This window comes from Streptomonospora alba (assembly GCF_000826685.1).
Classification (GTDB): domain Bacteria; phylum Actinomycetota; class Actinomycetes; order Streptosporangiales; family Streptosporangiaceae; genus Streptomonospora; species Streptomonospora alba.
Window position 1 is genome coordinate 43,965 of record NZ_JROO01000009.1, and the last position, 24,716, is coordinate 68,680.

At 70.9% G+C, this 24,716-nt stretch carries 26 protein-coding genes; 14 read left to right on the forward strand and 12 right to left on the reverse strand.

What is annotated here, in order from left to right; genetic code table 11:
- Positions 1 to 55 precede the first annotated feature (55 nt).
- The 3 genes from LP52_RS05180 (at position 56) to LP52_RS05190 (ending at position 2,707) form a co-directional block, all read left to right on the forward strand.
- On the forward strand, positions 56 to 850 hold the full coding sequence (locus LP52_RS05180; protein WP_040271221.1) for a DUF4097 family beta strand repeat-containing protein: 795 nt from the start codon (positions 56 to 58) through the stop codon (positions 848 to 850).
- A 100-nt stretch (positions 851 to 950) separates the two neighbouring features.
- Positions 951 to 1,919 carry a daunorubicin resistance protein DrrA family ABC transporter ATP-binding protein gene (locus LP52_RS05185; RefSeq protein WP_040271225.1) on the forward strand — a complete coding sequence of 323 codons (969 nt, stop codon included), beginning with the start codon at positions 951 to 953 and terminating at the stop codon, positions 1,917 to 1,919.
- A complete protein-coding gene (locus tag LP52_RS05190) occupies positions 1,916 to 2,707 on the forward strand; it encodes an ABC transporter permease (protein ID WP_040271226.1) in 792 nt (263 codons plus the stop codon). Before LP52_RS05185 ends, LP52_RS05190 begins: the two co-directional genes overlap by 4 nt.
- A 135-nt stretch (positions 2,708 to 2,842) precedes the next feature.
- Here the strand turns inward: LP52_RS05190 and LP52_RS05195 are convergent, their stop codons facing one another.
- The 5 genes from LP52_RS05195 to LP52_RS05215 all read right to left on the reverse strand — a co-directional run bounded on the left by LP52_RS05195 (position 2,843) and on the right by LP52_RS05215 (position 6,297).
- Complete coding sequence (locus LP52_RS05195) at positions 2,843 to 3,493, reverse strand: GPR1/FUN34/YaaH family transporter (RefSeq protein ID WP_169775345.1); 651 nt, start codon at positions 3,491 to 3,493, stop codon at positions 2,843 to 2,845.
- 435 nt (positions 3,494 to 3,928) lie between these two features.
- Positions 3,929 to 4,210 (reverse strand): type II toxin-antitoxin system RelE family toxin, encoded by a 282-nt coding sequence (locus tag LP52_RS05200; protein WP_040271228.1) that lies wholly within the window; start codon positions 4,208 to 4,210, stop codon positions 3,929 to 3,931.
- The gene (locus tag LP52_RS05205; RefSeq protein WP_040271229.1) at positions 4,207 to 4,485 is read right to left on the reverse strand and encodes a type II toxin-antitoxin system Phd/YefM family antitoxin; all 279 of its coding nucleotides are present in this window, start codon (positions 4,483 to 4,485) and stop codon (positions 4,207 to 4,209) included. Before LP52_RS05205 ends, LP52_RS05200 begins: the two co-directional genes overlap by 4 nt.
- Positions 4,486 to 4,544: 59 nt before the next feature.
- Positions 4,545 to 4,796: a Smr/MutS family protein gene (locus LP52_RS05210; RefSeq protein WP_040271231.1), complete on the reverse strand. Its 252-nt coding sequence runs from the start codon at positions 4,794 to 4,796 to the stop codon at positions 4,545 to 4,547.
- A 202-nt stretch (positions 4,797 to 4,998) separates the two neighbouring features.
- Positions 4,999 to 6,297 carry an MFS transporter gene (locus LP52_RS05215; RefSeq protein ID WP_084722909.1) on the reverse strand — a complete coding sequence of 433 codons (1,299 nt, stop codon included), beginning with the start codon at positions 6,295 to 6,297 and terminating at the stop codon, positions 4,999 to 5,001.
- 73 nt (positions 6,298 to 6,370) lie between these two features.
- Between LP52_RS05215 and LP52_RS05220 the strand changes: the two genes are divergently transcribed.
- Positions 6,371 to 7,297, forward strand: a complete 927-nt coding sequence (locus LP52_RS05220) for a LysR substrate-binding domain-containing protein (RefSeq protein WP_052809455.1) — start codon at positions 6,371 to 6,373, stop codon at positions 7,295 to 7,297.
- A gap of 150 nt (positions 7,298 to 7,447) precedes the next feature.
- Here LP52_RS05220 and LP52_RS05225 read toward each other — a convergent pair whose 3' ends face one another.
- Positions 7,448 to 8,458 carry a hypothetical protein gene (locus LP52_RS05225; protein ID WP_052809456.1) on the reverse strand — a complete coding sequence of 337 codons (1,011 nt, stop codon included), beginning with the start codon at positions 8,456 to 8,458 and terminating at the stop codon, positions 7,448 to 7,450.
- A gap of 188 nt (positions 8,459 to 8,646) precedes the next feature.
- Here LP52_RS05225 and LP52_RS05230 point away from each other — a divergent pair, with 188 nt between their 5' ends.
- Positions 8,647 to 9,834: an FUSC family protein gene (locus LP52_RS05230; RefSeq protein ID WP_052809457.1), complete on the forward strand. Its 1,188-nt coding sequence runs from the start codon at positions 8,647 to 8,649 to the stop codon at positions 9,832 to 9,834.
- Between the two features lie 140 nt (positions 9,835 to 9,974).
- On the opposite strand, the gene LP52_RS05235 is transcribed toward LP52_RS05230, so the two are convergent.
- Positions 9,975 to 10,421, reverse strand: a complete 447-nt coding sequence (locus LP52_RS05235; protein WP_052809458.1) for a MerR family transcriptional regulator — start codon at positions 10,419 to 10,421, stop codon at positions 9,975 to 9,977.
- A 186-nt stretch (positions 10,422 to 10,607) separates the two neighbouring features.
- Between LP52_RS05235 and LP52_RS05240 the strand changes: the two genes are divergently transcribed.
- From LP52_RS05240 to LP52_RS05265, 6 genes are all read left to right on the forward strand, one after another.
- Positions 10,608 to 11,210 carry a class I SAM-dependent methyltransferase gene (locus tag LP52_RS05240; RefSeq protein WP_040271233.1) on the forward strand — a complete coding sequence of 201 codons (603 nt, stop codon included), beginning with the start codon at positions 10,608 to 10,610 and terminating at the stop codon, positions 11,208 to 11,210.
- 92 nt (positions 11,211 to 11,302) lie between these two features.
- Positions 11,303 to 12,094 (forward strand): IclR family transcriptional regulator, encoded by a 792-nt coding sequence (locus LP52_RS05245; protein ID WP_040271235.1) that lies wholly within the window; start codon positions 11,303 to 11,305, stop codon positions 12,092 to 12,094.
- A 165-nt stretch (positions 12,095 to 12,259) separates the two neighbouring features.
- Entirely contained in the window at positions 12,260 to 13,291 is a 1,032-nt protein-coding gene (locus LP52_RS05250; RefSeq protein ID WP_040271238.1) for a zinc-dependent alcohol dehydrogenase, read from the forward strand.
- 2 nt (positions 13,292 to 13,293) lie between these two features.
- Positions 13,294 to 14,466 carry an L-rhamnonate dehydratase gene (gene rhmD / locus LP52_RS05255; RefSeq protein ID WP_157036212.1) on the forward strand — a complete coding sequence of 391 codons (1,173 nt, stop codon included), beginning with the start codon at positions 13,294 to 13,296 and terminating at the stop codon, positions 14,464 to 14,466.
- A 20-nt stretch (positions 14,467 to 14,486) separates the two neighbouring features.
- Positions 14,487 to 15,335 (forward strand): fumarylacetoacetate hydrolase family protein, encoded by an 849-nt coding sequence (locus LP52_RS05260; protein WP_084722912.1) that lies wholly within the window; start codon positions 14,487 to 14,489, stop codon positions 15,333 to 15,335.
- A gap of 261 nt (positions 15,336 to 15,596) precedes the next feature.
- Positions 15,597 to 16,934 (forward strand): GntP family permease, encoded by a 1,338-nt coding sequence (locus LP52_RS05265; protein ID WP_040271475.1) that lies wholly within the window; start codon positions 15,597 to 15,599, stop codon positions 16,932 to 16,934.
- A gap of 166 nt (positions 16,935 to 17,100) precedes the next feature.
- Here the strand turns inward: LP52_RS05265 and LP52_RS05270 are convergent, their stop codons facing one another.
- Positions 17,101 to 17,469 (reverse strand): MerR family transcriptional regulator, encoded by a 369-nt coding sequence (locus LP52_RS05270; protein WP_040271246.1) that lies wholly within the window; start codon positions 17,467 to 17,469, stop codon positions 17,101 to 17,103.
- Between the two features lie 68 nt (positions 17,470 to 17,537).
- On the opposite strand from LP52_RS05270, the gene LP52_RS05275 reads away from it, so the two are divergent.
- Both LP52_RS05275 and LP52_RS05280 read left to right on the forward strand, forming a co-directional pair.
- Positions 17,538 to 18,608 (forward strand): alkene reductase, encoded by a 1,071-nt coding sequence (locus LP52_RS05275; RefSeq protein ID WP_040271247.1) that lies wholly within the window; start codon positions 17,538 to 17,540, stop codon positions 18,606 to 18,608.
- 138 nt (positions 18,609 to 18,746) lie between these two features.
- Positions 18,747 to 19,346 (forward strand): class I SAM-dependent methyltransferase, encoded by a 600-nt coding sequence (locus LP52_RS05280; protein WP_238580741.1) that lies wholly within the window; start codon positions 18,747 to 18,749, stop codon positions 19,344 to 19,346.
- 116 nt (positions 19,347 to 19,462) lie between these two features.
- Here the strand turns inward: LP52_RS05280 and LP52_RS05285 are convergent, their stop codons facing one another.
- The 3 genes from LP52_RS05285 to LP52_RS05295 form a co-directional block, all read right to left on the reverse strand.
- Positions 19,463 to 20,323, reverse strand: coding sequence for an alpha/beta fold hydrolase (locus LP52_RS05285; protein ID WP_040271249.1), 861 nt, complete (start codon positions 20,321 to 20,323; stop codon positions 19,463 to 19,465).
- A 169-nt stretch (positions 20,324 to 20,492) separates the two neighbouring features.
- A complete protein-coding gene (locus LP52_RS05290; protein ID WP_040271256.1) occupies positions 20,493 to 21,050 on the reverse strand; it encodes a hypothetical protein in 558 nt (185 codons plus the stop codon).
- 250 nt (positions 21,051 to 21,300) lie between these two features.
- Complete coding sequence (locus LP52_RS05295; protein WP_193789955.1) at positions 21,301 to 21,729, reverse strand: hypothetical protein; 429 nt, start codon at positions 21,727 to 21,729, stop codon at positions 21,301 to 21,303.
- A gap of 258 nt (positions 21,730 to 21,987) precedes the next feature.
- On the opposite strand from LP52_RS05295, the gene LP52_RS05300 reads away from it, so the two are divergent.
- The gene (locus LP52_RS05300) at positions 21,988 to 22,824 is read left to right on the forward strand and encodes an SAM-dependent methyltransferase (RefSeq protein ID WP_040271261.1); all 837 of its coding nucleotides are present in this window, start codon (positions 21,988 to 21,990) and stop codon (positions 22,822 to 22,824) included.
- 422 nt (positions 22,825 to 23,246) lie between these two features.
- Here the strand turns inward: LP52_RS05300 and LP52_RS05305 are convergent, their stop codons facing one another.
- Positions 23,247 to 24,677 carry a sugar porter family MFS transporter gene (locus LP52_RS05305; RefSeq protein WP_040271263.1) on the reverse strand — a complete coding sequence of 477 codons (1,431 nt, stop codon included), beginning with the start codon at positions 24,675 to 24,677 and terminating at the stop codon, positions 23,247 to 23,249.
- Positions 24,678 to 24,716 lie beyond the last annotated feature (39 nt).

Genomic DNA, 24,716 nt, shown 5'->3' on the forward strand with positions numbered 1-24,716 from the left:
CACCACGTCTCCCACCAGCGGAGACGCCCAGCAGCGCCATGACCGGGAGACATCTATGCCGAATTTCGATACCCCCGAACCGATCACCGCCGAGATCGACCTGTTCATCGGCACCATCCAGATCGACGCCGGCGACCGCGCCGATACGACGGTCGAAGTCCATCCGCGCGATGCCGCCAAGGACGCCGACGTGCGCCTGGCAGAGCAGATCCAGATCGAATACGGCGGCGGGCGGCTGGTGGTGAAGGATCCCAACAACACCGGCCTGGGCCGACTGCTGCGAAAAGGCGTGGCCGACGTGACCATCGAGCTGCCGGCGGGCTCGCAGCTCCAGGTCGAGGCCGACAACGCCAACATCCGATGTGACGGCCTCCTCGGCGACTCCCGGGTCACCGCCTCCCTCGGCAACCTCGTGCTGGACCGGGTGGCGGGACACGCCGAATTGACGTCGACACACGGGCTGATCCGCGCCCGGGAGATCGACGGCACCGCCGCGGTCAAGACCACCCACGGCTCCATCACCCTCGGCACGGTGACCGGCCGACTGCGGATGAAAACCGCGCACGGCGACATCGTCGTCGACCGTGCCCTGGACTCCGTCGAAGCCAAAACCGCCCACGGCGGCGTCCGGATCCGCGAGGTGGTCCGCGGCCGCGTGGACCTGGAGACCTCCTACCGGGAACTGGAAGTCGGCATCGCCGAGGGCACCGCCGCCTGGCTGGACGTGGGCTCCAAGCACGGCAGCGTCAGCAGCTCCCTGGAAGCGGCCGAGGACCCGGGCGATGCCGGCGAGACCGTCGAGGTCCGTGCCCGCACCAACTACGGCGACGTCGTGGTCCGCCGCGCCTGAACCGCAGGCCCTCCGCCGCCGCGCGGCTGCGCACGGCCCGGTCCGAACACCCGTAGCACCACACCACCGCCGCTCGCGGCGAAGGAGAAACGAGGCAGAAATGGCACCGCACGCGTCCCAAACCGCCATCACGGCCACGGGCCTGCACAAGTCCTTCGGCGACCACGCCGTACTTGAGGGCATCGACCTGGAGGTGCCGGCGGGGACGGTCTTCTCGCTGCTGGGCCCCAACGGCGCCGGCAAGACCACCATCGTGAAGATCCTTTCCACCCTGATCAGCGCCGACAGCGGCCACGTGCGCATCCTCGGCCACGACTTGGACGCCGAACCCGACGCGGTGCGCGCCGCCATCGGCGTCACCGGCCAGTACGCGGCGGTGGACGGCCTGCTCACCGGCGAGGAGAACCTGATGCTGATGGGCAGCCTGCACCACCTGGGCCGCCGCCGCGCCCGGCAGCGCGCCGCCGAGCTGCTGGAGCGCTTCGACCTGGTCGACGCGGCCAAGAAGCCGGCCTCCACCTACTCCGGGGGCATGCACCGCCGGCTCGACCTCGCCATGACCTTGGTCGGCGACCCCCGCCTCATCTTCCTCGACGAGCCGACCACCGGACTGGACCCGCGCAGCCGCCGCGGCATGTGGGACATCACCCGCGAGCTGGTGGCCGACGGCGTCACCGTCGTCCTCACCACGCAGTACCTGGAAGAGGCCGACCGGCTCGCCGACCGGATCGCGGTTCTCGACCACGGCAGCATCGTGGCCCAGGGAACCGCGGACGAACTCAAGCGCCGCATCCCCGGCGGCCACATCCGCCTGACCTTCGCCGAGGCCGGCGACTTGGAGTCCGCGGCCCGCACGCTCGGCGGGTCGCGCGACGACACCGCACTGGCGCTCCAGGTCCCCAGCGACGGCGGCCTCGACTCGCTGCGGGCCCTCATCGACCGCGTCGACGCCGAGTCGATCGAGGTCGAGGAGCTTTCGGTGCACACCCCCGACCTCGACGACGTCTTCCTCTCCCTCACCGGCCACCCCACCACCGAAGACGACCAGCGGAAGGCAGCCTCACGATGAACACACTCACCCGCGCCACCGGCGACTCGGCCACGATGGTGGGCCGCCAGCTGCGGCACCAGCTGCGCTACCCCTCCATGACGATCATGCTCGCCGGCATGCCGATCGTCCTGCTACTGGTGTTCGTCTACGTCTTCGGCGGTGCCATGGGCTCCGGAGCCGCCGGCGCCTCCGACGCCCGCGCCCAGTACCTCGACTACATCGCCCCCGGGATCATGCTGCTCACCGTGGCGATGGTCGCCCAAGGTACGGCGATCTCCGTGGCCACGGACATGACCCAGGGCATCATCGCCCGGTTCCGCACCATGGACATCGCCCGCGTCTCCGTGCTGACCGGCCATGTCGTCGGGGCACTCGTCCAGACGCTGTTCGCCCTCGCGATCGTGACCGGGGTGGCGCTGCTCCTCGGATTCCGGCCGACCGCCGGCCCCGTCGAATGGACCGCGGCCGCCGGCCTGCTCGTCCTGGTCGCCTTCGCGCTGACCTGGCTCACGGTCGCGCTGGGTCTGGTCGCCGACAGCGTCGAGACCGCCAGCAACACGCCCATGCCCCTGATGTTCCTGCCGTTCCTCAGCAGCGGCTTCGTGCCTACCGACACGCTGCCGACGGGGCTGCGGTGGGTCGCCGAGTACCAGCCCTTCACCCCCATCAGCGAGACGCTGCGCGGGTTGCTGATGGGCACCGAGATCGGCGACAGCGCGGTGCTCGCCGTCGCCTGGTGCGCCGTCATCGCGCTGGCCGCCTACATCTGGGCCAAGAGGCTCTACAACCGCGACCCCGCACGGTAGCCCCACCGGTCCTCGCACCGGGAACCGCCCGCCGCAGCCGCGCCGTACCCGCGCGACGCTGGGGTGGGCGGTGAGCTGCGCATGGAACGAGGTGTGCGTTCGGCGGTTCCGGCGCGGGCGGCGGCCGCCCCCGACTCACAGCTGCTCGCGCACGCCCGCCTCGCGTTCGATCGTCGACGTCTGGTCACCGAGATTGCCCCGCATCGAGGCACGGCCGTCACCCCGGCGCAACACGGGCAAGATCGTGCGCTTGCTGATGTCCTCGATGAGCAGGGCCAACGCGCCGTAGAACGCAAGTACGCACAACAGCACCCCGGCGAGGCCGGAGATCGTCGCCCACAGCGGCGTGCCGGCCAGCTCGTAGCCGCCGGTCAGTGCGAAACGTGCCGATGCGGTCAGCAGCACTGCCGCAGCCAGCAGCTTGCCCTTCGCCGCGCCTACCGCGGCCACGAGGAGGCCGACCGACACGGCCAGCATCAGTACACCCAGCGTGGGGGTGGTCGCCACGCCCGGCGGGGAGTTCAGGGACACGACCGCGGTCGCCAGCCACGTGCCGCCCAGGATCCCCATCGCGGTGCCGACCACGACGTCCCGGCCCAGGAAGCCGAATATGCAGCCGAGCATCTGCAACGGGAACGCGAACGTGATCAGCACCATGGACACGTGATCGCGCTCGCTGTCGGGCAGCCAGCCCAGCTGCAGCGCGCTGAGCATCAGAGTGGCCACGGCCAGGGCGACGAAACCCACCGGGACGGGGCTGGCGATGGGGCGCAGACCGATTCGCACAGCCGACGTCTCCGGATCGCTCCCGTGGTCCGGCGAGCTCTGGGGTGCGGCTCCGGTCACAGTGACTCCCGTGGCGAATCGCGTGCACATCCCGGTGCCGCGCGTCGCCGGCGCGTGCCCGGATCGGCCGGGGCCCGGTGCGTCCGGCCTCGGCCGGGCGGGTCGAACCGGCATGTTCCAGGCCGAACTGCCTTCTCGGACCGTAGCACGCAGCGCCACCGGCGGTTGCGGCAGTCGGCTGGGGGCCGCCGTACGGGCGGTCGGCCCTGGCCGTCGTCCCGGTAGAAGACCGTGCACTTCTCGCCGAGCACGCTTGCGGTGCCGGGGACGCCTCTCAACGGAGGGCCGCCGGGGAAACGGCGCTCCTCACTTCCACTGAAGTCGACGAAGACCCTGCCGAGACACTTACCGCGATGTACGTATGAAGGTCGGGTCTCAGAGCTTGCGGTAGACCTCGCGGCGATGGGCCACACGCAGCGCCACCACGAGCAGCCGACCATCGTCGATCGAGTAGACGACCCGGTGGTCGCCCACACGGATGCGCCACAGCCCCGGATAGCCGCTGAGCTGACGGCACCCATCGGGACGCGGCTCCTCCACCAACGCCATCGCGGCCGAGTACACGCGGCGAGCGACGGGTTTATCCAGGTTGCTGAGTTCTTTGCGAGCCCGACTGTCGAACACGACCTCGAAGGCAAGCGATCCCTCGTCCGTCACAGGCCGAGTTCCCTGGCCACATCCTCAGCGGACACGACTTCGGCGTCACCGGACCGGATCTCCTCCAGCCTCTGGTGAGCGATTCGCCCGTCCGCGAGATCGATTATCTCCTCGTAGGCCTCGACCAGCTCGATCGGCACGATCGCGGCGACCCGCTCGTGCTTACGCCCGCGCGTCACATAGGTGACCTCGTCTCCATAAGCGGCTCTGTTGACACGTTCGGAGAAGTGGTCGCGGGCTTGGGCTACGGACAGCTCGACACGCTCAACGCTCATGCCATCCATTATGCGCCAAGTTGGCCAAGTTGGCCAAGTTGGCGACCCTCAGATGAGTATCAATGGCGAAAGTGGACCCACAGGCGGCCGAAGTTCGTGGAATCCTTGTCGATCCGGTGGTAGCGGCTCTTGACGTCCTTCCGGTCGAGGAAGCGCAGCACCCGCTTCTTCAGCTGGCCGGACCCCTTGCCGGGGATGATCTCGACGGTCTTGGCCTTGGTGCGTTCGGCCTCGTCGATGATGTCGTGCAGCGCACGCTCGATGTCCCGGCCGCGGTTGTAGATGTCGTGCAGGTCCAGCTTCAGCTTCACGGTGTCCGTCCCTCCCGGCGGCGCCCCCGGGCAGCGGCGACGCGCCACGCACGAACGAGAGTAAGAGGCCGCGTCCCGTTGGGGAAGGAGGCCCCTCCGTCGGCCGCCCGCCACTGAAGGCCGCCGATACCCGGCCCCGGCGCGTCGGCGGTCCGGAAACGGGCCCGCGTCGCCGAACCCGCTGCACTCGTGCACCTGCTTCTCACGCACCCGTGCTCACGGCGTCGACCTCGGCGGGCGCCACCGCTCCTTTCCTCCCTCGGCCTTCGCTCCTGTTGAGGACCGGCGTCTGGACGAGACCGGGGACCGGCAGGAACGCGACGGTGCACAGCACGATCACCATGCTGACCGCCTGTATCGCGGTCATCAGCGGCATCGCCAGGGACAGCAACCCGACCCCCACAGCGGGAATGCCCGCGCCCGCGTAGAACGAGAGGTACAGGGCCGCCGTCACACCCGCGCGGTGGCGTCGTCCCACGAGAACGTCGACCTCGCGGGCCGCGCCCCAGTAGCTGATGCCGTGACCGCAGCCGCACACGACGGCCGCCACCGCCATCACCCCCAGGGCCCAACCGCCTGAGAACAACGGCAGGTAGGAGCCGACCAGCAACGTCATCCCGATCGCCAACGCGGTCAGGCCGATGGACTGCGCCGCGCGCGGCTCCAGCCGCGAAGCCGCCGGCTGGCTCAGGGCCGAGCACAGCAGCAGAGCGCCCACCACCGCGCCGGAGGCCGCGGGACTCGGTGCGGCGGTGACGGCTTCGGCCACCGTTGGCAGCAGTGCCAGGAAGATGCCGACCACCGCCCATCCCAGGAAGCCGGTGACGCCGGCGATGGCGAACGTCCTCCGCACGGTCGGTGGGACCGCGGGACGCGTGGGTCGCCACCGCCGTCCCGCGGGAAGGGTCGGCCCGTGCAGTGTGAGTACCAGCAGGCCCACCGCGGCCACCAGGCCCAGCATCGCGACGAAGGGGGTCGTGGCCGGGGCCGGCAGACGCTGGGCGAGAAGTCCCGCCATCAGCGGCCCGCCCCCGCTTCCGCCTACGAAGGCCAGTGTCGTCAGCGTCGATCCGCGCGTGGGGCGCTGCGCCGGCGCGGACTCCACCATCACCGCGATCCCGGCGCCGGTGCCCATTCCCAAGGCGACTCCCAGCAGGAGGCGCCCCAGGAACAGGCCCGCGATGCCGCCGCTCGCGGCGAAGAGGGCGGTTCCCGCGAAGGCGCAGGCCAGACCTGCGATCAGCACCGGCTTGCGCCCCACGGCGTCGGCGGCCGCTCCGAACAGCAGCAGCGAAGGTACCGCCGCGGCGGCGAACGTGGCGTACAGCGCCGTCATCGTCAGGTCGGACATGCCCAGCGACTGCTGGTAGGCGGGGTACAGCGGGCTGGCCATGTTGGCCGCGGCCGACAGGACCGCGAGGGCTGCGCCCGCCACCCACATCTGCCAGGCCGGGCCCCGAGCCCTGGCGGCGCTGCCGCGTCGGTGTCCTGTGTCGTGCATGGTCCCAGCATGGAGGCCACGCACTATGCTTGAAAAGCAAACGTTGTTGAAGTAAATCGTTCGGTGAGGCCACATGATCGACCACCGGCTCCGAATGCTGCGCATGATCAGCCACCACGGAACGGTCACCGCGGCGGCCCAGGCGCTGAACTACACACCCTCGACGGTGTCCCAGCAGATCAAGCAGCTGTCCCGCGAGTTGGGGGTGCCGCTGCTCAGCCACCATGGGCGCGAGGTCCGGCTGACATCGGCCGCGCGGACCCTGCTGACCCACGCCGACGTCCTCTTCGCCCAATGGGAGCAGGCCCGCGCCGAACTCGACGCGCACGTGGAGGAAGTCACCGGAACGCTGGGCCTGTGCGGGTTCTCCACGGCGGCCGCCGCGCTGCTGCCCCCGACCATCGCGGCCCTCGAAGAGCGGTACCCGCGGCTGCGTACCCGCGCCATCGAAGCCGAGCCCGCCGAATGCTACGACCTGGTCCTGTCCAACGAGGCCGACCTGGCGCTGGTGGTGGTGACCACCACGACTCCGCCGACGTCCGATCCGCGTTTCGAGCAGCGCCACCTCATCGACGACCCGCTCGACCTGCTGGTACCTCTGGACCACCCGCTGTCCGGTCGAAGCGGTGTTTCCCTGTCCGAAACCGCCGCCGAACCCTGGATCGTCGCCAGGCCCGGCACCACCTACCACCAACTGGTCATGACCGCCTGCGCCAGCGCCGGGTTCACCCCCGAGGTCGCCCACTACGCCAACGAGTGGGAGACGGGAACGGCGATGGTCGCCCGGGGATTCGGCGTCTGCCTGGTCTCGCGCCTGGCCCGCTGGTCCGACCACCATCCTGTGGTCCGCATCCCGCTGCGGGGCGATCCCACGCCCACCCGCCGGGTGCTGGCCGTCACCAACGCCGGCGCCGCAGCGCGCCGCCCGTTGGACTTCGCACTCGACGTCGTCGCCGACGCCGCGGACACGCTCGTCACGTCGCTGGTGTCCCAGAGGTGACGGCCACGGGTTGCGACCTGCGAAAACCCCGTCCGCTCCCGCATGGGTGAACCCGGTCCGCGCGTGTCCCGGTGCGGTCCGGACCTGCCGGTGCGGGGTCGGCTGCCCGTGCCCGTGCGCCCCGCCCCCACCACCCCCGCCGGCCCGGGGTCAGGCGTGGCACGCGGGGCACGCGGCGCGCGTGCGGTGGTAATGGGAATAGGCGGCCACGGCCAGGCCCAGCCCCCACAGAACGTAGGCGGGGATCGCCACCCAGAAGAACGCCTCCGGCAGGTCGAGCCCTTGCTCGGACGCGAACGCCCGGCGCCCGTTGAGGCGCTCGTAGACCATGGTGACCAGAGTGGAACCGAAGTAGGCCAGCAGCCCGCCGGATACGCCCATCGCCGGTCCCAGCACAAGCCACCGCGGGACACGGCCCCCGGCGAGCCCGAGGACCCATCGCGGCCACACCCGCCCCCATCCGTGCACCAGAGCGAGCGGCAGCAGCACCCCGGCCAGCACGAACCCGACCTCGAACAGCAGCAGGGACGCGCCGCCGGCGAAGGGAACGGCGTCCATGCCGACCGCCACCTGGGCGAGCACCCGCAGCAGCCAGCCGAGGACCGCGAGGTAGGCCGCGGCGTAGGCCCAGCGGGGCGTGGCCGCACGCAGATGGGCGGTGGGGGCGGTGCGGCCGCAGCCGGGACACCCCAGTCCGGGCATCCGGCGGTAGCGCAGCGCGAGCATGGTGAGCAGGGCGGCCACTCCGAGGCAGCCCAGCCTGCTCAGGGCCCCCAGCGGGTAGAAGCCGATCCCCAGACCGGGCAGCAGCGCACCCACCACGTCCAGGAGGAGCGGCGTGGCGGCGACCACCAGGGTGCCGGAGATCCCGACCGCGCCCAGCAGAAGCGGTATGCCGGGAACCCGACCCGCACCCGGCCGGCTCAAGCCCAGGGCGAGCAGCACGGCCGCGGCGCACAGCGCCACCGCCGGCCATCCGGAGAAGACCGTCAGGTCGTCGTCGACCGGCGACATCTTCCCGGGCAGGCCGACGATCCGCCAGTAGGCCTGGAGTCCGCCGTAGGCCGACGCCCACGCGACGGTGGCGACGGCGAGCCGCCGAAGCCGGGCGCGGCCGTCATCGGAGCGACTCGGCGCTGGGAAGGATGCCGTGGTGTCCATGGTCTTCACGGTTCCAGGCGGAGGAGCCGCCCGACCTCCCCCGCGCGTGCGGGATCACTCCCCCGCACGGGGGATCGAGGGTGAGCGCGCTGCGTCGGCATCGGGCGCCATGCGGGCGCGTGGCTCCGGCCGAGCCGGGTAGCCGTGGGTGCGTTGCCAGGTTGCCGAATCGACCCGAGGTGCGTGCCATGTCTCGAACCGTCTCCCCGGCTGACAGCGACACCTCTCCGCTCACGACCAGGGCCCTGCTGGCCGCCGGCACGCGGCGTGCGTGGAGCTACGCCGGTCCGGAGCGCACCGTCGTGATGACCGTCGCCAAGTCCGCCTTGGCCGCCACGGCGGCCTGGGCCGTGTCCAATACGCTGCTGGAGGCGGGTTCGCCGGCCTTCGCCCCCTTCGCGGCCGTGGTGATGATCCACGTCACGGTGCGGGAGTCGTTCCTGCAGTCGATGCGGTTCGTCGTGGCGGCGGTGCTGGGCGTGTGCCTGCAAGGTGTCCTGGGCTTCGTGTTCGAACCGCACCTGTGGACGTTCGCGGTCGTGGCGGTGGTCGCCCTGATCATCGGACGGTGGCAGAGGCTGGGCACTCAAGGGCAGTTGGTGACCACGGCGGCGTTCTTCGCCTACTCGGTGTTCATCTCCGACGACGGCCTCGCCGACCGGGCGAGCATGCTCGGTGAGCTGGTGGGGCTGGTGCTGATCGGATGCGCGATCGGGTTGGCGGTCAACGTCCTCGTGTTTCCGCCGCTGCGTTACCGCCGCGGCGAGTACGGCGTCATCAACCTCGCCCGTTCCTCGGCCGACCTGGTCGGAGACGTCGCGGGTGTTCTGCAGGAGCGCCTGCCCGACCCGAGTGAGACCGGGGACTGGTGGCGGCGGGCGCGCAACCTGGAGTCGATGGGCAGGCGGGTGGAGGAGGCCCTCGACGAGGGGCGGCGGAGCCTGCGGTGGAACCCGCGTCGCTTGCTGATGCGTACGCGGCCGTCGCTGGAGAGCTACTTCGAGTTGGCCGACCGCCTCGCCGCCGCGGGGGAGTGCACCCGCTCGATCATGAGCATTCTGCGCAGCCTCGGCCGGGGCAGCGACGAGGTGGAGCCGGCGCTGCTGCGCCGTTACGGGGAGTTCCTGGCGCAGTTGTGCAGGAGCTTGGAGGAGTTGGCGGAGATCGATCCGGACCGGCTGGACCGGGCGCGCGTGGGACTGGAGCGGGAGAACTCCCGCGCGCGGGAGTTGCTGGATGTGCTGGTGCAGTCGGATTCGGAAGGCGGCGCGTTCAGCGACCGCATCCGCGGCGGGCTGCTGCTGGAGGCGCAGCGGTTGATGTCCGAGATGGAGGCCGTCGAAGACACCATGGTCCCGTCCGGGCAGCAAGCCTGAGCGAACTCCGCCGAGGGAGGGGCACCTGCCGGCTGCCGCGGCCACCGGCGAACCCTGGGCGGGGTCGCGGACGGTGGCGTTGCTCCGCGAAATGGTGATCCCGCCTCCGCTCGCCTCGCACGGACTCGGTTCGGCGCCCCCTATGCGTCCTGGGCGTCGCCGCCGGTAGGGCCCTGCGGCGGCGCGGCAGTGCCCTCGATTATGTCGGCGACGCCCGCGGCGAAGTTGGGACAGGTCGCGACGTCGTGGGCACGGCACCGCAAGGCGTGCAGCGTCATGTCTCGGGAACGGGTCATCTCGGCCATCCGGCGGTCCAGATCCCGGATGTGCGCGGTGAGCACCTCGTGGCGATCGGCGGTCTCACCGTCGAGGAGGGCGCGGATCCGCTCCAGGCTCATGCCGGCGGCCTTGCTGCGGACGATGACCGCTACACGGGTCACGTCGGATTCTCCGAACCGGCGCCGTCCGGCACTGTCGCGCACCGGGATCAGCAGCCCGGCGTCCTCCCAGTGGCGGAGCACGTGGGTGCCCAGCCCGAAACGGGCGGCGAGCTGCCCGATCGACCAGTCTGCAGCGTTTGACTTCATGTCGACATGAACTCGCATCCTGAGTCCTAAGGCAAGCCCCTGCGGGCTCACCGTCCACAGCGGACGCTCCGTCGGCCGTCGCGCCGGCTTGCCGATCACCGGCGCCGGCCTCGGTCCGATGGCCGGGTCGGCGGCCTGTCCCGCGACCCGAAGGGCCGCCTCGGGTCCCCGCGAAGGGTGGAGAGAATGGACGCACAGTATTGGGAAGACCGGTACCGCAGCCGCGACCGCGTCTTCAGCGGAGCCCCCAACGGGGTGCTCGTCGCCGAGGCCGCCGACCTGCGGCCCGGGCGAGCGTTGGACGTCGGATGCGGTGAGGGCGCCGACGCTCTCTGGCTGGCCCGACGCGGATGGCTGGTCACCGCGGCCGACATCTCCTGGACCGCGCTGCAGCGTGCCGCCGCTGCGGGCACCGACGTCGCCGACCGCGTGGCGTGGACACGTGCCGATCTCGCCGCCATGCCGCCGCCACCCGCTGCGTTCGACCTGGTGTCCGTCCAGTACTTCCCGCTCCCGCGCCGACCCGACGCAAGCGCAGTGCACGGTCTGCTGGACGCCGTCGCGCCCGGCGGCACCCTCCTCGTCGGCAGCCACGACCTCGCCGACCTTCCTACACGCCGCGACGGGGACTTCGATCCCGGCGACTTCCACCAGCCCGCCGACATCGCCGAACTGCTCGATCGCCACTGGACCGTCCAGGTCGACGAAACCCGCCCGCGGAGCGCGCCCACGCCCGCGGGCACGCATCACACGCACGACACCGTGCTGCGCGCCCGACGCCAGGGGTGAAGGCGCTGTGGAGGTCGGGCCTGAGGCCGGATCCGACCGCCTCTGAGCGGCCATAAGGTGTGCGCACGGCAGACTCGGGCGAAAGGGGGTCGATGGTGACAGCGGCAGAGCAGACGCCCAAGAAGGTCAAATCCGCCGGCAGGGCGCTGGAGATCGTCGACTTCGTCGCCGAGCACGGCAGCGTGACCTTCCAGGACGTCGTCGACTACGGGCTGCCCAAGTCGAGCGCGCACGGCCTGCTGGCCACGCTCGTGGAGTCGGGATGGCTGGAGCACTCGACGCAGACGCGCCGCTACCGGCTCGGGCTGCGCGCGTGGCAGGTCGGCCACTCCTACCAGGGCCACCAGATCCTGCTGGAGACCTCGCAGGACGTCATGGACGACACCGTCGCCCGGGTCGGCGAGACGGTGCAGCTCGCCCGCCTCGAAGGCATCGAGAACGTCTACATCGCGATCCGGCTCTCGCCCAAACCCATGCGCATGGCCTCCACGGTCGGCATGCGTCTGCACGCGCACGCCACCGGGATCGGCAAGGCGCTGCTGAGCACGCTCGACCCGGGCGAGGCCCGGCGGCGGCTCGAGTCGGTGGCGCTGCCGCGGCTGACGCCGAACACGGTCACCGACGTCGACGAGCTCATGCGCGTCATCGGCCGCAGCCGCGACCTCGGCTACGCCGTGGACGACGAGGAGTTCATCGAGGGCTGCCGCTGCGTCGCGGTTCCCGTGGCCGCGGAGGACGAGACCGGTGTGTGCGCGGCCATGAGCGTCACGATGCCGACATCGCGGACCGACGACCGGTGGCCGCATTCGATGTATCCGGTGCTACGCGAGGGCGCGAACCGTATTCGCAGCGCAATGGGGCTATCGGGGGCGCTGTCGCCCTGACCCCGGGCTCCCTTGTGTGATCTGAGACAAGGTGCCATACTCCCGCAGCTTCATGACCGGGAACTGTGTTTCACGAATGTGAACCAGGGTCGAATCGAGGGGGATGCACATGAGGGGCCCGTGTACGGCACCGACCGGGAAAGTGGGCCGCCCGGGGGGAGCCCGATGAAGGCGCTCCAGCTCGCCGACTTCGGACGGATGGAGATCGTCGACCTCCAGGCCCCGGAGCCCGGCCCCGGCGAGGTCCTCGTCCGCATCGTCGCGACGGGCGTCTGCGGCTCGGACCTGCACGGATTCACCGGCGAGAACGGTCGCCGGGTGCCCGGCCAGGTCATGGGGCACGAGTCCGCGGGCACCGTCGCCGGCCTCGGTGCGGGCGTCGACGGCCTCAGCGTCGGAGACACCGTCACCTTCAACCCCGTGGTGGTGGCCGAGGAGGACGTCGAGGCCTACGCCGGACGCGAGCAGCTGTCCCCGAACAAGCGGGTCGTCGGCGTGACCCCCGACATCGTCGCGTCCTTCGCCCAGCGCATCGTCGTGCCCGCCCGCAACGTCGTGCCGCTGCCGCCGGAGATGCCGATCGAGCTGGGAGCGCTCGTCGAACCGCTGGCCGTGGCCGTCCACGGCGTGCGCAACGCCGGAGTGCAGCCGGACGACGCGGTCGTGGTCCTGGGAGGCGGGCCCATCGGCCAGTCGACGGTACTCGCGCTGCAGATGATCGGCGTGAGCCGCATCGCCGTCACCGAGGTCGTCCCCTCGCGCCGCGCGCTGGTGGAGGAGCTCGGGGTCACCGCCGTCGACGCCGGAGCCGAGGACGCCGAGGAGCTCGTCGCCCGAGCGCTGGGAGGCCCGGCCGACAGGGCGATCGACGCCGTGGGGATCGAGGCGACGCTCCGTTCGGCGCTGCGCGCCACGCGGATCGGCGGCACGGTGTGCCTGGTGGGGATGGGCGCGCCCACCCTCACGCTGGACGCCTTCCTCATCAGTACGCAGGAGCGCTCGCTCGTGGGCTCCTTCACCTACTCCGCCCGGGACTTCGCCGACGCCGCCGCCTGGATCGGCACCGCCCCTCCCCAGGCCCGCGCGCTCATCTCCCGCCAGGTGCCGCTCGCGCAGGGCCCCCAGGAGTTCTCCGCGCTCGCCGCCGGCGACGGCACCCCCGGCAAGGTCCTGATCAGACTGGACGAGGAGCAGTGACGATGGATCGGACCATCGCGCAGGTTCGCGCGTACACCGTGCGCGGCAAGGGTGCCGACTACCACGATCAGCCCGGATACCACTGGATCGACGACCACATCGCCACGCCGATGTCGGTCTATCCCGAGTACCGGCAGTCGCGGCAGAGCTTCGGCATCAACGTCCTGGGGACGCTGGTCGTCGAGATCGAGGCCGACGACGGCACCGTGGGCTTCGCCGTGACCACGGCCGGCGAGATCGGGGCCTGGATCGTCGAGAAGCACCTGTGCCGCTTCCTGGAAGGCCGCCCGGTCACCGACATCGAGCGCATCTGGGACCAGATGTACCGCTCCACGCTCTTCTACGGCAGGCGCGGCGTGGTGCTCAACGCGATCAGCGGCGTCGACCTCGCGCTCTACGACCTGCTGGGCCGGCTTCGCGGCGAGCCCGTCTACGCCCTGCTGGGCGGCCCGGTCCGCGACGAGCTGCGGTTCTACGCCACCGGCAGCCGCCCCGACGTCGCCAAGGAGCTGGGGTTCATCGGCGGCAAGATGCCGCTGCACCACGGTCCCGCCGAGGGCGAGGAAGGGCTGCGCCGCAACCTCGCCGAGCTGGCCGACATGCGCGAGCGGGTCGGCGACGACTTCTGGCTGATGTGGGACTGCTGGATGTCGCTGGACGTCGAGTACGCCACCCGGCTGGCGCACAAGGCCGCCGACTACGGCCTGAAGTGGATCGAGGAAGCGCTCATCCCCGACGACTACTGGGGATACGCGCAGCTCAAGCGTCAGGCGCCGCCGGGGATGCTCGTCACGACGGGCGAGCACGAGGCGACACGCTGGGGCTTCCGGCAGCTGCTGGAGACCGGCGTCGACGTCGTCCAGCCCGACGTGGGCTGGTGCGGAGGCATCACCGAACTGGTGAAGATCTCCGCGCTGGCCGACGCGCACGGGGCGATGGTCGTGCCGCACGGGTCGTCGGTGTACTCCTACCACTTCGTCGTGACGCGGACGAACAGCCCGTTCGCGGAGTTCCTGATGATGCACGAGACCGCAGAGCAGGTCGTGCCGATGTTCTCTCCGCTGCTCCTCGGCGAACCGGTCCCCGAGAACGGCCGGCTGCGCGTGCCCGACACCCCGGGATTCGGTGTCGAGCTCAACCCCGAGGTCGAGCGGACCCGCCCTTTCACCCACTAGGAGATTCGATCGTGCGATTCATGAGACTCGGAGAACCCGGTCAGGAGATCCCCGTCGCTGTCGACGGCGACGGGCGCAGGCTCGACCTGCGTCCGGTGACCGGCGACGTCGACGGCGCGTTCCTCGCAGACGGCCTCGGCCGGGCCCGCGAGGCCGTCGAGGGCGGCAGGCTGGAGCCGCTGGCCGGCGCCGAGGGCATGCGTATCGGAGCCCCGATCGCCCGGCCCATGGCCGTCCTGTGTATCGGCCAGAACTACGCGGCCCACGCCGCGGAGTCGAACAGCCCGCCTCCCGACGTGCCGATCCTCTTCTTCAAGCACCCCAACACCGTCGTGGGGCCCTACGACGACGTGGCGATCCCGCCCGGCGCCGAGACCGTGGACTGGGAGGTCGAGCTCGGGGTCGTCATCGGGCGCAGGGCGCGCTACCTGTCCTCCGCCGAGGAGGCCTCGGCTCACATCGCCGGCTACGTCACCAGCAACGACGTTTCCGAGCGCGAGTACCAGAGCGAACACTCCGGCGGCCAGTGGTCCAAGGGCAAGTGCGCCGAGACCTTCAACCCGGTCGGGCCCGAGCTGGTCACCGCCGACCGGGTCGACCCGCAGGATCTGCGCGTGTGGTCGCGCGTCAACGGCGAGCCCCGGCAGGACTCCACGACGGCCGACATGATCTTCACCGTCGCCGAGATCGTCCGCCACCTGTCCCACTACGTGGTGCTGGAGCCCGGCGACCTGATCAACACCGGCACACCGCAGGGCGTCGCGCTCTCGAAGCGGTTCCCCTACCTGCGCGCCGACGACGTCATGGAGATCGGAATCGACGGCCTCGGGGCGGCCCAGCGCCAGCGCCTGGTGGCCGCACGCCCCTGACGTCCCCGTACGGCATCCGCGTACGGCGCAATGCCGCGCCCGCATGCGGCGCCCACGCAAGTCGCTCACGTGCGGCGCCCACGTGCGGCGCCCACATACGGCGTCCCCGTACGCCGGGGCCCCGGCACGACCGGGGCCCCCATCCCCCCTCACCCGATCGGACCCGCGGCGGTCGAGCGGCCGCGCTGTCCGCTTCCGGGCCGGAAGAAAGGAAATGACAGTGGCCGACGCATCAATCCCGCCGGAGCGGTGGTCGCGCGCATGATCGATCTCCTCTGGCTTCTCATCAGCATCCTGGTGATCGTCCTGCTGATCATCAAGGCGCGGCTGCATCCGGCGATCTCGCTGGTGATCGGTACGCTCCTGCTGGGGCTGCTCACCCGGATCGCCCTGCCCGACCTCGCCGGCGCGGCAGCCGGCGGCTTCGGCGACCTCATGGCCGGTATCGGGCTGTCCGTGGGCTTCGGCATCATCCTCGGCCAGCTGCTTTCGGACTCCGGCGGCGCCCGCGTGATCGCCCGCACCCTCGTGAACGCGACCTCGGCGCGCTTCTCCATGTACGGGCTGGCCGGCGCGGCGTTCGTGCTCTCGATCCCGGTCTTCTACGACGTGACCTTCGTGATCCTGGTCCCGCTGGCCGTGGCCATCGCCCGGGAGGCCGGCAAACCCATGCCGCTGGCCGTGGGGTCGGTGGCGCTGGGTGCCGGGACGGCGCACACCCTGGTGCCGCCGACCCCGAACCCGCTGGCTGCCGGTGAGATCATGGGCTTCGACGTGGGCATCATGCTCCTCGTCGGCGGGATCGGCGCGCTGATCGCGGTGCTCCTGGCCGTGGCGGCCTACTCGGCGATCCTGCCGCGGATCTGGAAACCGGAGTGGGACGAGGAGGGGGCGCCCGCCTTCGTCGAGCAGAGCGCCGACACGGAACGGCGCGAACCCGGCTTCCTGCTCTCCCTGCTGCCCCTGTTCACACCCATCCTGCTCATCCTGCTGGGCACGGTGTGGAGCGCGGTGGCCGGCGACATGCCCGGCTGGCTGACCTTCATCACCGACAAGACCGTCGCGCTGCTCCTCGGCGTGCTCGTGGCCTACGCCATGGCCTCGCTCAACATGAGCAAGCACGAAAAGGACGCCTCGGCCGCCACAGCGGTGCAGAGCGCGGGCATCGTGCTGCTCATCACCGGTGCCGGCGGCGCCTTCGGCGCGATCATCCAGGAAGCGGGCATCGGCGACCTGATCGCCGAGTCGGTGACGGAGTTCGGTGGCAACTTCTTCGTCGCCCTGCTCGCCTGCTACTTCGTGGGTATGGCGTTCCGGCTGGCCGTCGGCTCGGGCACCGTCGCCTCGATCACCACACTGACGATCATGAGTTCGCTGGGACCCACGATCGGCGTGCACCCCGTGTGGGTGGCCATGGCGTGCCTGGCGGGCGCACTGAGCCTGGGCCACATCAACGACAGCGGCTTCTGGGTCACGGCCAAGCTCCCGGGCTTCTCGGTCTCCGGCGGGCTCAAGACCTACACCCTGGCGCAGTTCCTGGCGTCGGTGTTCGCCCTGCTGGTCGCCCTCATCGGCGCCACCCTGCTCCCGATGGGCTGATGCCCCGAGCTGTTCCAGCGCCCCGGCCCGTCGTCCTCCCCGCCACCACAGCAGGGGAGGACGACGGGCCTTCCTGATGCCCGGATCGCGGGCGGCGGGGACGGCCGGGCACAGGGCGCGGACCGTGCGTCTCACCGGTGCCTCGGCTGCCCCGGCCAGCGAGGGTTCATGCGGGGGAGAGAGAAGCCCGGTGCCGGCGGTTCGTGGCGATCGCCTCGTCGAGGGAGTCGCGGGTGCGCAGCAGTTCGGCGATGTGGGCGTCGAGGCGCTCGCGCTCCTCCGTCAGGCGTCTCCACGCCTGGTCGCTGTTCTGCGTGCTCGGATCGTCGACGCAGGGCAGCAGTTCGGCGATCGTGCGGCTGGACAGGCCGGCGTTGAAGAGCCGGCGCAGGAGCAGGACCCGGTCCACGTCGGAATCACCGTAGTGCCGCTGCCCGCTGGCGCTGCGCGTGCTGGTGAGCAGCCCCTGCTCTTCGTAGTAGCGCAGCGAACGAGCGCTGACCCCCGCCCTTTCGGCCAGCTCGCCGATTCGCATCCCAGGCCTCCGTGATCCTCGGCACAACACTTGCCTCTGACGTCAATGTCAACTCCTACCGTACAGGCATGAACACTCTTTTCGACAGCGTGGCACTCGGCGACCTCCGCCTGCCCAACCGCGTCGTCATGGCGCCGATGACGCGGGTCCGCTCCAACGCCGAAGGACTGGCCACCGCCTCCATGGCGGCCTACTACGCCCAGCGCGCCTCCGCCGGGCTGATCGTGACCGAGGGCGTCCAACCGAGCCTGGTGGGCCAGTCGAACCCGCTGACACCCGGGATCCACACCGACGAGCAGACCGCATCGTGGCGGCAGGTCACCGACGCCGTCCACACCAACGGGGGACGGATCTTCGCCCAGATCATGCACGGCGGACGGATCAGCCACCCGGACACCACAGGCCTCCAGCCGGTGGGGCCGTCGGCGGTGGCCGCCCGGGATGCAGGCGTCTTCACACCGAGCGGACCCCAGCCGGCACCGGTCCCGCGCGCGCTCACCACCGAGGAGGCCGGACACGAGGCCCTCTCCTACGCCGCCGCGGCCGAGCGGGCCGTAACCGCCGGTTTCGACGGTGTGGAACTGCACGGCGCGAACGGTTACCTGATCGGGCAGTTCCTCTCCAGCAACGCCAACGTCCGCACCGACCACTACGGCGGCTCGATCGCGGGCCGGATCCGCTTCGCCGTCGAAGCCGTCACCGCCACCGCCGAGGCGATCGGCCCGCAGCGGGTGGGCCTGCGGCTCTCGCCCGGCGCCGGAATCTGGGACGCGGTCGAAGACGAGGTCGCCGAGCTCTACGGCGCTCTCCTCGCCGCGCTCGCACCTCTGGGGCTCGCCTACATCCACGTGGAGGCCACCACCGACGAACAGACACTGGTGGATCTGCGCGGCGCCTGGCCGGGCCGGTTGATCGTCAACCCGTCCTTCCCGATGGGGCCCGTTGTCGCCGACCGCAAGCTGGCGGACCACTGGCTCGACCTCGGTGCCGACCTGATCTCCTTCGGCCGGGCGTACCTGGCCAACCCGGACCTGGTGGAGCGGCTCCGCGCGGACCTCCCCTTGGACGAGGCCGACCCGGCGACCTACTACCAGGGCGGGGACGAGGGGTACCTCGACTACACCTCGTACCGCTACTGACCGCCCGGGTTCACACGGCACCGCCGATGCTGAGCCCCCGCCCGGCGCGGCGGGCGCCGCGGTACCCGCGTTCGCGGCGTCCGCCCCGGGAAACGGGGGCGACGGGAGCTCTGGGAGAGGCCCGCTTACCGTGGAGCGATGACGAAGTACGCGTGGATGTACCGCCTCGGCATCACGCCGTGGGAGCGCTACGGCGCCGTGGCAGGGGCGCAGCTCGGCGCCCTGCTCGACCGCGAGGCGGAAACGCGTTCGGCCGGTACCGGGCGGGCGTTGGACATCGGTTGCGGCCGCGGGCAGTTCACCCCCGAGCTGGCCCGACGCGGGTGGGAGGCGGTGGGCGTCGACATCGTCCCGGAGGCGATCGAGGCCGCCCGGAGCAAGGAGCCGGCGGAGGCGACCTACGTCGTCTCCGACGCGACCGACCTCGCGTCGGCGAACCTGGGCACGTTCGACCTCTTCATCGACATCGGCTGCTTCCAAGGGCTCGGCAAGGACCAGCAGGCCGCGGAGGGGCGAGGCGTGACTGCGCTCGCCGCGCGGGAAGCCACCCTGCTGATGCTCGCCTTCGGACCGTCGCGGTACCGGCGGCTGGTGGAGGGCGTCTCTCAGGCGGAGGTCGAAGCCGCATTCCCGGAATGGGAGCTACTCGAGGTCGAGGATGCGGCCACCGACGGCCTGGGCTGGCCGATGAACCGCACATCACCGAAGTGGTACCGGCTCCGCCGCCCCACCCGTTGACGCAGGCCCGGCATCCGAAGCCCCTCGGCTGGGAGCGGTAGGCACCGACCCGGCGGTGGTGTTCTCGGGCAACCTGCTGCGTTCGTACCGCCCGGCCGGCGTCCGCCCCGCCCGGATCAGCTTTGCTCGGTGTGTCCGACTATCGCCGAGACGACCACGTCCCACTGTTCCGGGGGCGGTTGTTGGTGCCCGACGCCGGGCAGGGGGACGAACCGCGCGCCGGTGATCTCCTCGGCAAGTGCCCGGCCGTGTGCCATCGGGAACATCGGGTCGGTGGTGCCATGCATGACCAGGGTGGGTGCGGTGATCCGGTCGAGCCGGGCCCCGGTGGGGGAGTCGTCCTCCAGGACGAAGTGATTGGTCATCGAGGCAGCCATGCTCCGGGTCCGATCCACCTCCAGGGCGGCGAGCCGCCGCTGACGGGGCTCGTCGAACCCGATGTCTCCCGCGAACGGTCGTTCGACCTCGGTCCGATAGGCCACCGCTGCGTCCCGGTCGGTCCAGTCGGGTTCGGGGTCCGGGTCGGTGAACGCCGCCATCACCCGCGGCGCCGGCGGCGGCAACCCGCGGTCGTGCTCGGCCGGGACCGCGGGGCTGGTCGAGATCAGGCACAAGGTACTCACCCGCTCGGGGTGTTCGAGGGCGATGCGCTGCGCGATTCCGCCGCCCATCGACAAGCCCACCAGATGTGCACGGCCGCCTCCCAAGGCGTCCAGGATCCTCAGCGGGTCGGTTGCCAGATCGTGGGAGGTGTACGACGGCCGTCCAGGCGGCGAACTCGTCGATCGGCCGGTGTCACGGTGGTCATAGGGCACGACACGGCGACCCGCCTCGGCGATCCGCGCACAGAAGGCGTCCTCCCACCAGACCATCGACTGTGCTCCCCCGGCGATCAGCAGCACCGTCGGAGCGGTCGGAGACCCGAATCGCTCCACGCACAACTCGGTCCCGTCGAGCTTGAGTAGTTGTTCGCTCATGGTGGTGAGACTGGGCGGCGCTCCGGGACTCATCGGCAGCCGCGCCCCGAGGGACCGCTCGGAGAACCGTGCTCCCCTGTGCCGCGGTCTTCGGGAGCCGAGCCGGGTCCGGGCGCCCGCAGGCACGGGGACCGATCGACGTCACGCCGACCGAGGCGGACGCGAGTCCCTAACGGCTGTACGCGGAGTGGTAGTGGTTGCGGGAGGGCCGGACCAGCAGCAGAGTGAGGATCACCGCGAAGGGCACCAAGAACGCCAGGATCACCGCCATGTCGGGCATCAGCACGACGCCGACGACGTCCAGCACCGCCACGACCGAGTGGATGCCGACCGTGCTCCACAGCACCGCCGGCGAGCGGCGTCCGCCGATCCCGCCCAAGACGAAGAACACGACCGCCAGTACGAGGGCGGTGAGCGCGACGAGCCCGATTTCGTTGGAGACGCGCTCGGCGTCGGCGCCCATGTCGGGGTCGAAGCGGGCGCCCAGGGAGGCGATCGCGAACGCGAAGGCCAGGAGCGCGGCGAAAGCGCCGAGTCCGAATGTGAAGACGCGCGCCAGGATGACCGTCGCGGGCTGCCGGCTGGCGGCGGGCCGCTGGTGGTAGGCGGAAGGATGGCCCGGGTATCCGAAGCTTCCCGGGTGGCCGGGTGCAGGAGCGGGGTAGCCGGGCGCGGGAGGAGCCGCCCACTGAGGGCCGGGGGCGTCGGGGCGGTGTGGAGGGGTCATAGCGAGGAGGTCCTCGGACACGTGGGCGGAAAGGGAGCTTTCGCATTGTGGCAGTAGTTCGGCCCGCCCTCCTGCCGCATTCGCCGCATCTCCCCGGCCGACCGACCGGGGTGGCCGCGCTTCGCCCGACGGATTCCGATTCCGCTGGCGGTGCTTACGGTTTCGACCCTGGTCAGGCGGTTTCGGGCGGGATCGGCTCCGCCGGGCAGGGCGGGAATCGCCGTCCAGGCGGCTCATTTCGGGAATCTACTCACATTCGGGAATCGCGGCGTCCGTTCGAGCGGGATCCGGCGGCGCCGATGCGGTGGCGCTCCCAGACCGCCAGTGTCAGGGCCGTGGCCAGCGGCCCCGACCACCACAGCTGGTACCAGAAAACGGCTCCCAGCTGGCTCCAGGCGGTCGTGCCCAGCGCGGCCCCCGCCAGTAGCCCGAGGTAGAAGACATGGCCTGCCGTCGCGATGCGCACACCCACGCGGCCCCCGCGGCTGAGGTGTTCGCCGGCCAGCAGTAGTCCGCCCAGCCCCCAGACCACCAGGAACACGCGGTGGGCCACCGGGGAGGGTACGTCGGCGTTCCATGCCCATGCGGCCAGTGCCACGGTGACGGCCGCAGGGACGACGCCCCCGAGCACTCCGGTGCCCGAGGACGCCCGGGTGGGGGATGCCTCTTGTTGCTCCATACTCCCGGTCCCTTCCCGCCGAAAGGGCGGTCGATCCATGGGGAGGTGCACGCTCGCCATCATGCGCGGCAGGTGACCGGGACTGCACGGTGGAAGTCGGGACTCTGCCGGGGCGGTCCATGGGCCCCGCCCGAGAGGCCCGGCCGGATGAACCGAGTGACCGGGCCCGGCCGTGGGACGGGCGGTGGATATGCCCGCTAACGCTAGGATGCGTGGAGTCTGTTCGAATTGCCATGCCTCGTGGACAGGAGTTCCCGGATGAGCGAAACGCCCGAATGGATGCGACCCGGAGCCGAGGCGGGCGCCGTCACCCGCGAGATCGACACCAGCGTTGCTCATCCCGCCCGGATCTGGGATTACTGGCTCGGCGGCAAGGACAACTTCGCCGCCGACCGCGAGACCGGTGACCAGATTCTGGCCGCCATCCCCGATATGGTCGACAACGCGCGCGCCGACCGCGCCTTCCTCGGGCGGGCCGTGCGCTACCTGGCCACCGAGGCCGGCGTGCGCCAGTTCCTCGACATCGGCACCGGCATCCCCGCCGCCGGCAACACCCACGAGATCGCCCGCGACGTGGCGCCCGGCTCCCGCGTCGTCTACGTCGACAACGACCCGGTCGTGCTCGCCCACGCCCGCGCGCTGCTCACCGGCGACGAGCACGTCGTCACCGACTACATCGACGCCGACCTGCGCGAGCCCGAGCACATCCTCACCGGCGCCGCACAGACGCTGGACTTCGACAGCCCGGTGGTCGTCATGCTGCTGGGCATTCTGGAGTTCGTCCCCGACGCCGAACAGGCGCGGGGGCTCATCGAACGGCTCATGGACGCCGTTCCCAGCGGCAGCTTCCTGGTGATCTCGCATTCCACCAACGAGGTCCACCGCGAAGCCATGGACGAGGCGGCCCGGCTGTGGAACGAGGGCGGCTCGACCCCGCTCACCCTCCGCGACGCCGCGGGACTGAGGGAGCTGTTCGCCGGGCTGGAGCCGGTGGAGCCCGGGGTGGTCTCCTGCACGCTCTGGCGGCCTGACGCCCCGGAGGTGGGCGCCCTCGCGCCGGTCGCGCAGTACTGCGGCGTCGCCCGCAAGCGCTAGCTTCCGACCAGTGAGGCCGTTTCGTCCTCTGGCGAGGACACGCCGGTCACACCATGATCGCAAGCTCGCGGTTCGCCTCCCTATGTAGAGGGGCCCCTGGTAGACGGGTTGATCACCACAACCACCACGTCCGAACCAGGGGCGCTGCATGCTTTTCCACCGTGCCGCCGTTGATTTTGCCGCGTTCGCCCACCCGGCGCCGCGCCGGCGCGCTCCGGGCTGATGCGGGTGCTCCCGGGGGGCGGCGCACGTTCACCACCGCCCCCCGGCCCGTCGTCGGCGTGCTGGGCCCGTTGCGACCGGCCCGCTCAGGTGGAGCCTGCAGGGTGCCTCATCTGCGGCAGCGCCCGCACGCCGGCCCGCCCCGCTGCGCACCGCCGGGCCCGGGTGATGAGGGGGACATCGGCCTACGAAGCGCCCTCTCAGGCCGACGTGCGCTCCTCGCGCCCCATCGATTCCAGCGTTTTGCCCTTCGTCTCGGCCACGAACCGCCACACGAAGAAGAAAGACACGACCGCGAAGACCGTGTAGATCAGATAGGTGCCCGGCAGGCTCCAGTCGCGCAGGCTCGGGAAGGTGGCCGTCACCAGCCAGTTGGCCACCCACTGGGTGGCGGTGGCCACCGCCATCGCGGCCGCCCGCACCCGTAGCGGGAACATCTCCCCCAGCAGCACCCACACGACCACACCCCACGACAGGGCGAAGAACAGGACGAACGTGCTCGCCGAGGTCAGCGCGACCGCGCCCCAGGCGAACGGCAGTTGCGCCGTCCCGCCGCTGACACTGGCGTGGCTGAAGGCGAAGGCGGTCGTTCCCAGCGCCACGGCCATCCCGGCCGACCCGACGAGCAGCAGCGGCTTGCGGCCGATCTTGTCGACCAGCCCGATCGCGATGAACGTGCCGATGATGTTGACGATCGAGGTGAACAGGCTCAACAGCAGCGAATTGCTCTCCTGGACCCCCACCGACTGCCACAGCGAAGCCGAGTAGTAGAAGATCACGTTGATGCCGACCAACTGCTGGAACGCCGACAGCGCCATCCCGATCCACACGATCGGCAACAGCCCGAACTTGCCGGTGATGTCGCTCAACCGCGCCTTGGTCTCGCGCCCCAACGCGTTGTGAATCTCGCGGATGCGGTATTCGACGTCGCCGCCCTCGACCTCGGCCAGCACACTGCGCGCCCGGTCCTCACGGCCCGCACGCACCAGGTAGCGCGGCGACTCGGGGATCACCACGCTCAACAGCAGGTACAGCAGCGCCGGGACCAGTTCCACACCCAGCATCCACTGCCAGGCCTGCAGCGGTCCCATCTCGTTGCTCGCGCTGCCCCCGGCCGCCGCCGCGAGTACGAAGTTGACCAACTGCGAGATCGCGATACCCAGCACGATGGCCAACTGCTGCAGCGATGCCAACCGCCCGCGGTAGGCCGGCGGCGACACCTCCGCGATGTAGGTCGGCGCGATCACCGAGGCGATACCGATCGCGGTACCGCCGACCACCCGCCACAACGCCAGGTCCCACACGGCGAAAGGCACAGCGGACCCGATGGCGCTGATTCCGAACAGCAGCCCCGCCAACTGCATCACGCGGATGCGCCCGAACCGGTCGGCCAGGGCGCCGGCGATCAGGGCGCCCACCGCCGAGCCCAGCAGCGCCGCCGACACGGTGAGCCCGGTGACAGCGTCGCCGACGTTGAACGCCTCCTCGATCGCCGGGACGGCACCGTTGATCACCGAACTGTCGTAGCCGAACAGGAATCCGCCCATCGCCGCCGCGGCGGCGATCAGCGTCACATGGCCGATGTTGATCTCCCCGGCGGATTCGGCCGCATCGGGATCCGGATTGGCCACACGTCCTCCTTCGCTCGCATTGCGGGCCGCCCGACGGCC

Coding starts and splice junctions, on each gene's coding strand:
- LP52_RS05180 (WP_040271221.1), top strand. CDS start 56: ATGCCGAATTTCGATACCCCCGAACCGATCACCGCCGAGATCGACCTG.
- LP52_RS05185 (WP_040271225.1), top strand. CDS start 951: ATGGCACCGCACGCGTCCCAAACCGCCATCACGGCCACGGGCCTGCAC.
- LP52_RS05190 (WP_040271226.1), top strand. CDS start 1,916: ATGAACACACTCACCCGCGCCACCGGCGACTCGGCCACGATGGTGGGC.
- LP52_RS05205 (WP_040271229.1), bottom strand. CDS start 4,485: ATGAGCGTTGAGCGTGTCGAGCTGTCCGTAGCCCAAGCCCGCGACCAC.
- LP52_RS05215 (WP_084722909.1), bottom strand. CDS start 6,297: ATGCACGACACAGGACACCGACGCGGCAGCGCCGCCAGGGCTCGGGGC.
- LP52_RS05220 (WP_052809455.1), top strand. CDS start 6,371: ATGATCGACCACCGGCTCCGAATGCTGCGCATGATCAGCCACCACGGA.
- LP52_RS05225 (WP_052809456.1), bottom strand. CDS start 8,458: ATGGACACCACGGCATCCTTCCCAGCGCCGAGTCGCTCCGATGACGGC.
- LP52_RS05230 (WP_052809457.1), top strand. CDS start 8,647: ATGTCTCGAACCGTCTCCCCGGCTGACAGCGACACCTCTCCGCTCACG.
- LP52_RS05235 (WP_052809458.1), bottom strand. CDS start 10,421: ATGAAGTCAAACGCTGCAGACTGGTCGATCGGGCAGCTCGCCGCCCGT.
- LP52_RS05240 (WP_040271233.1), top strand. CDS start 10,608: ATGGACGCACAGTATTGGGAAGACCGGTACCGCAGCCGCGACCGCGTC.
- LP52_RS05245 (WP_040271235.1), top strand. CDS start 11,303: ATGGTGACAGCGGCAGAGCAGACGCCCAAGAAGGTCAAATCCGCCGGC.
- LP52_RS05250 (WP_040271238.1), top strand. CDS start 12,260: ATGAAGGCGCTCCAGCTCGCCGACTTCGGACGGATGGAGATCGTCGAC.
- rhmD (WP_157036212.1), top strand. CDS start 13,294: ATGGATCGGACCATCGCGCAGGTTCGCGCGTACACCGTGCGCGGCAAG.
- LP52_RS05260 (WP_084722912.1), top strand. CDS start 14,487: ATGAGACTCGGAGAACCCGGTCAGGAGATCCCCGTCGCTGTCGACGGC.
- LP52_RS05265 (WP_040271475.1), top strand. CDS start 15,597: ATGATCGATCTCCTCTGGCTTCTCATCAGCATCCTGGTGATCGTCCTG.
- LP52_RS05270 (WP_040271246.1), bottom strand. CDS start 17,469: ATGCGAATCGGCGAGCTGGCCGAAAGGGCGGGGGTCAGCGCTCGTTCG.
- LP52_RS05275 (WP_040271247.1), top strand. CDS start 17,538: ATGAACACTCTTTTCGACAGCGTGGCACTCGGCGACCTCCGCCTGCCC.
- LP52_RS05280 (WP_238580741.1), top strand. CDS start 18,747: ATGACGAAGTACGCGTGGATGTACCGCCTCGGCATCACGCCGTGGGAG.
- LP52_RS05285 (WP_040271249.1), bottom strand. CDS start 20,323: ATGAGCGAACAACTACTCAAGCTCGACGGGACCGAGTTGTGCGTGGAG.
- LP52_RS05290 (WP_040271256.1), bottom strand. CDS start 21,050: ATGACCCCTCCACACCGCCCCGACGCCCCCGGCCCTCAGTGGGCGGCT.
- LP52_RS05295 (WP_193789955.1), bottom strand. CDS start 21,729: ATGGAGCAACAAGAGGCATCCCCCACCCGGGCGTCCTCGGGCACCGGA.
- LP52_RS05300 (WP_040271261.1), top strand. CDS start 21,988: ATGAGCGAAACGCCCGAATGGATGCGACCCGGAGCCGAGGCGGGCGCC.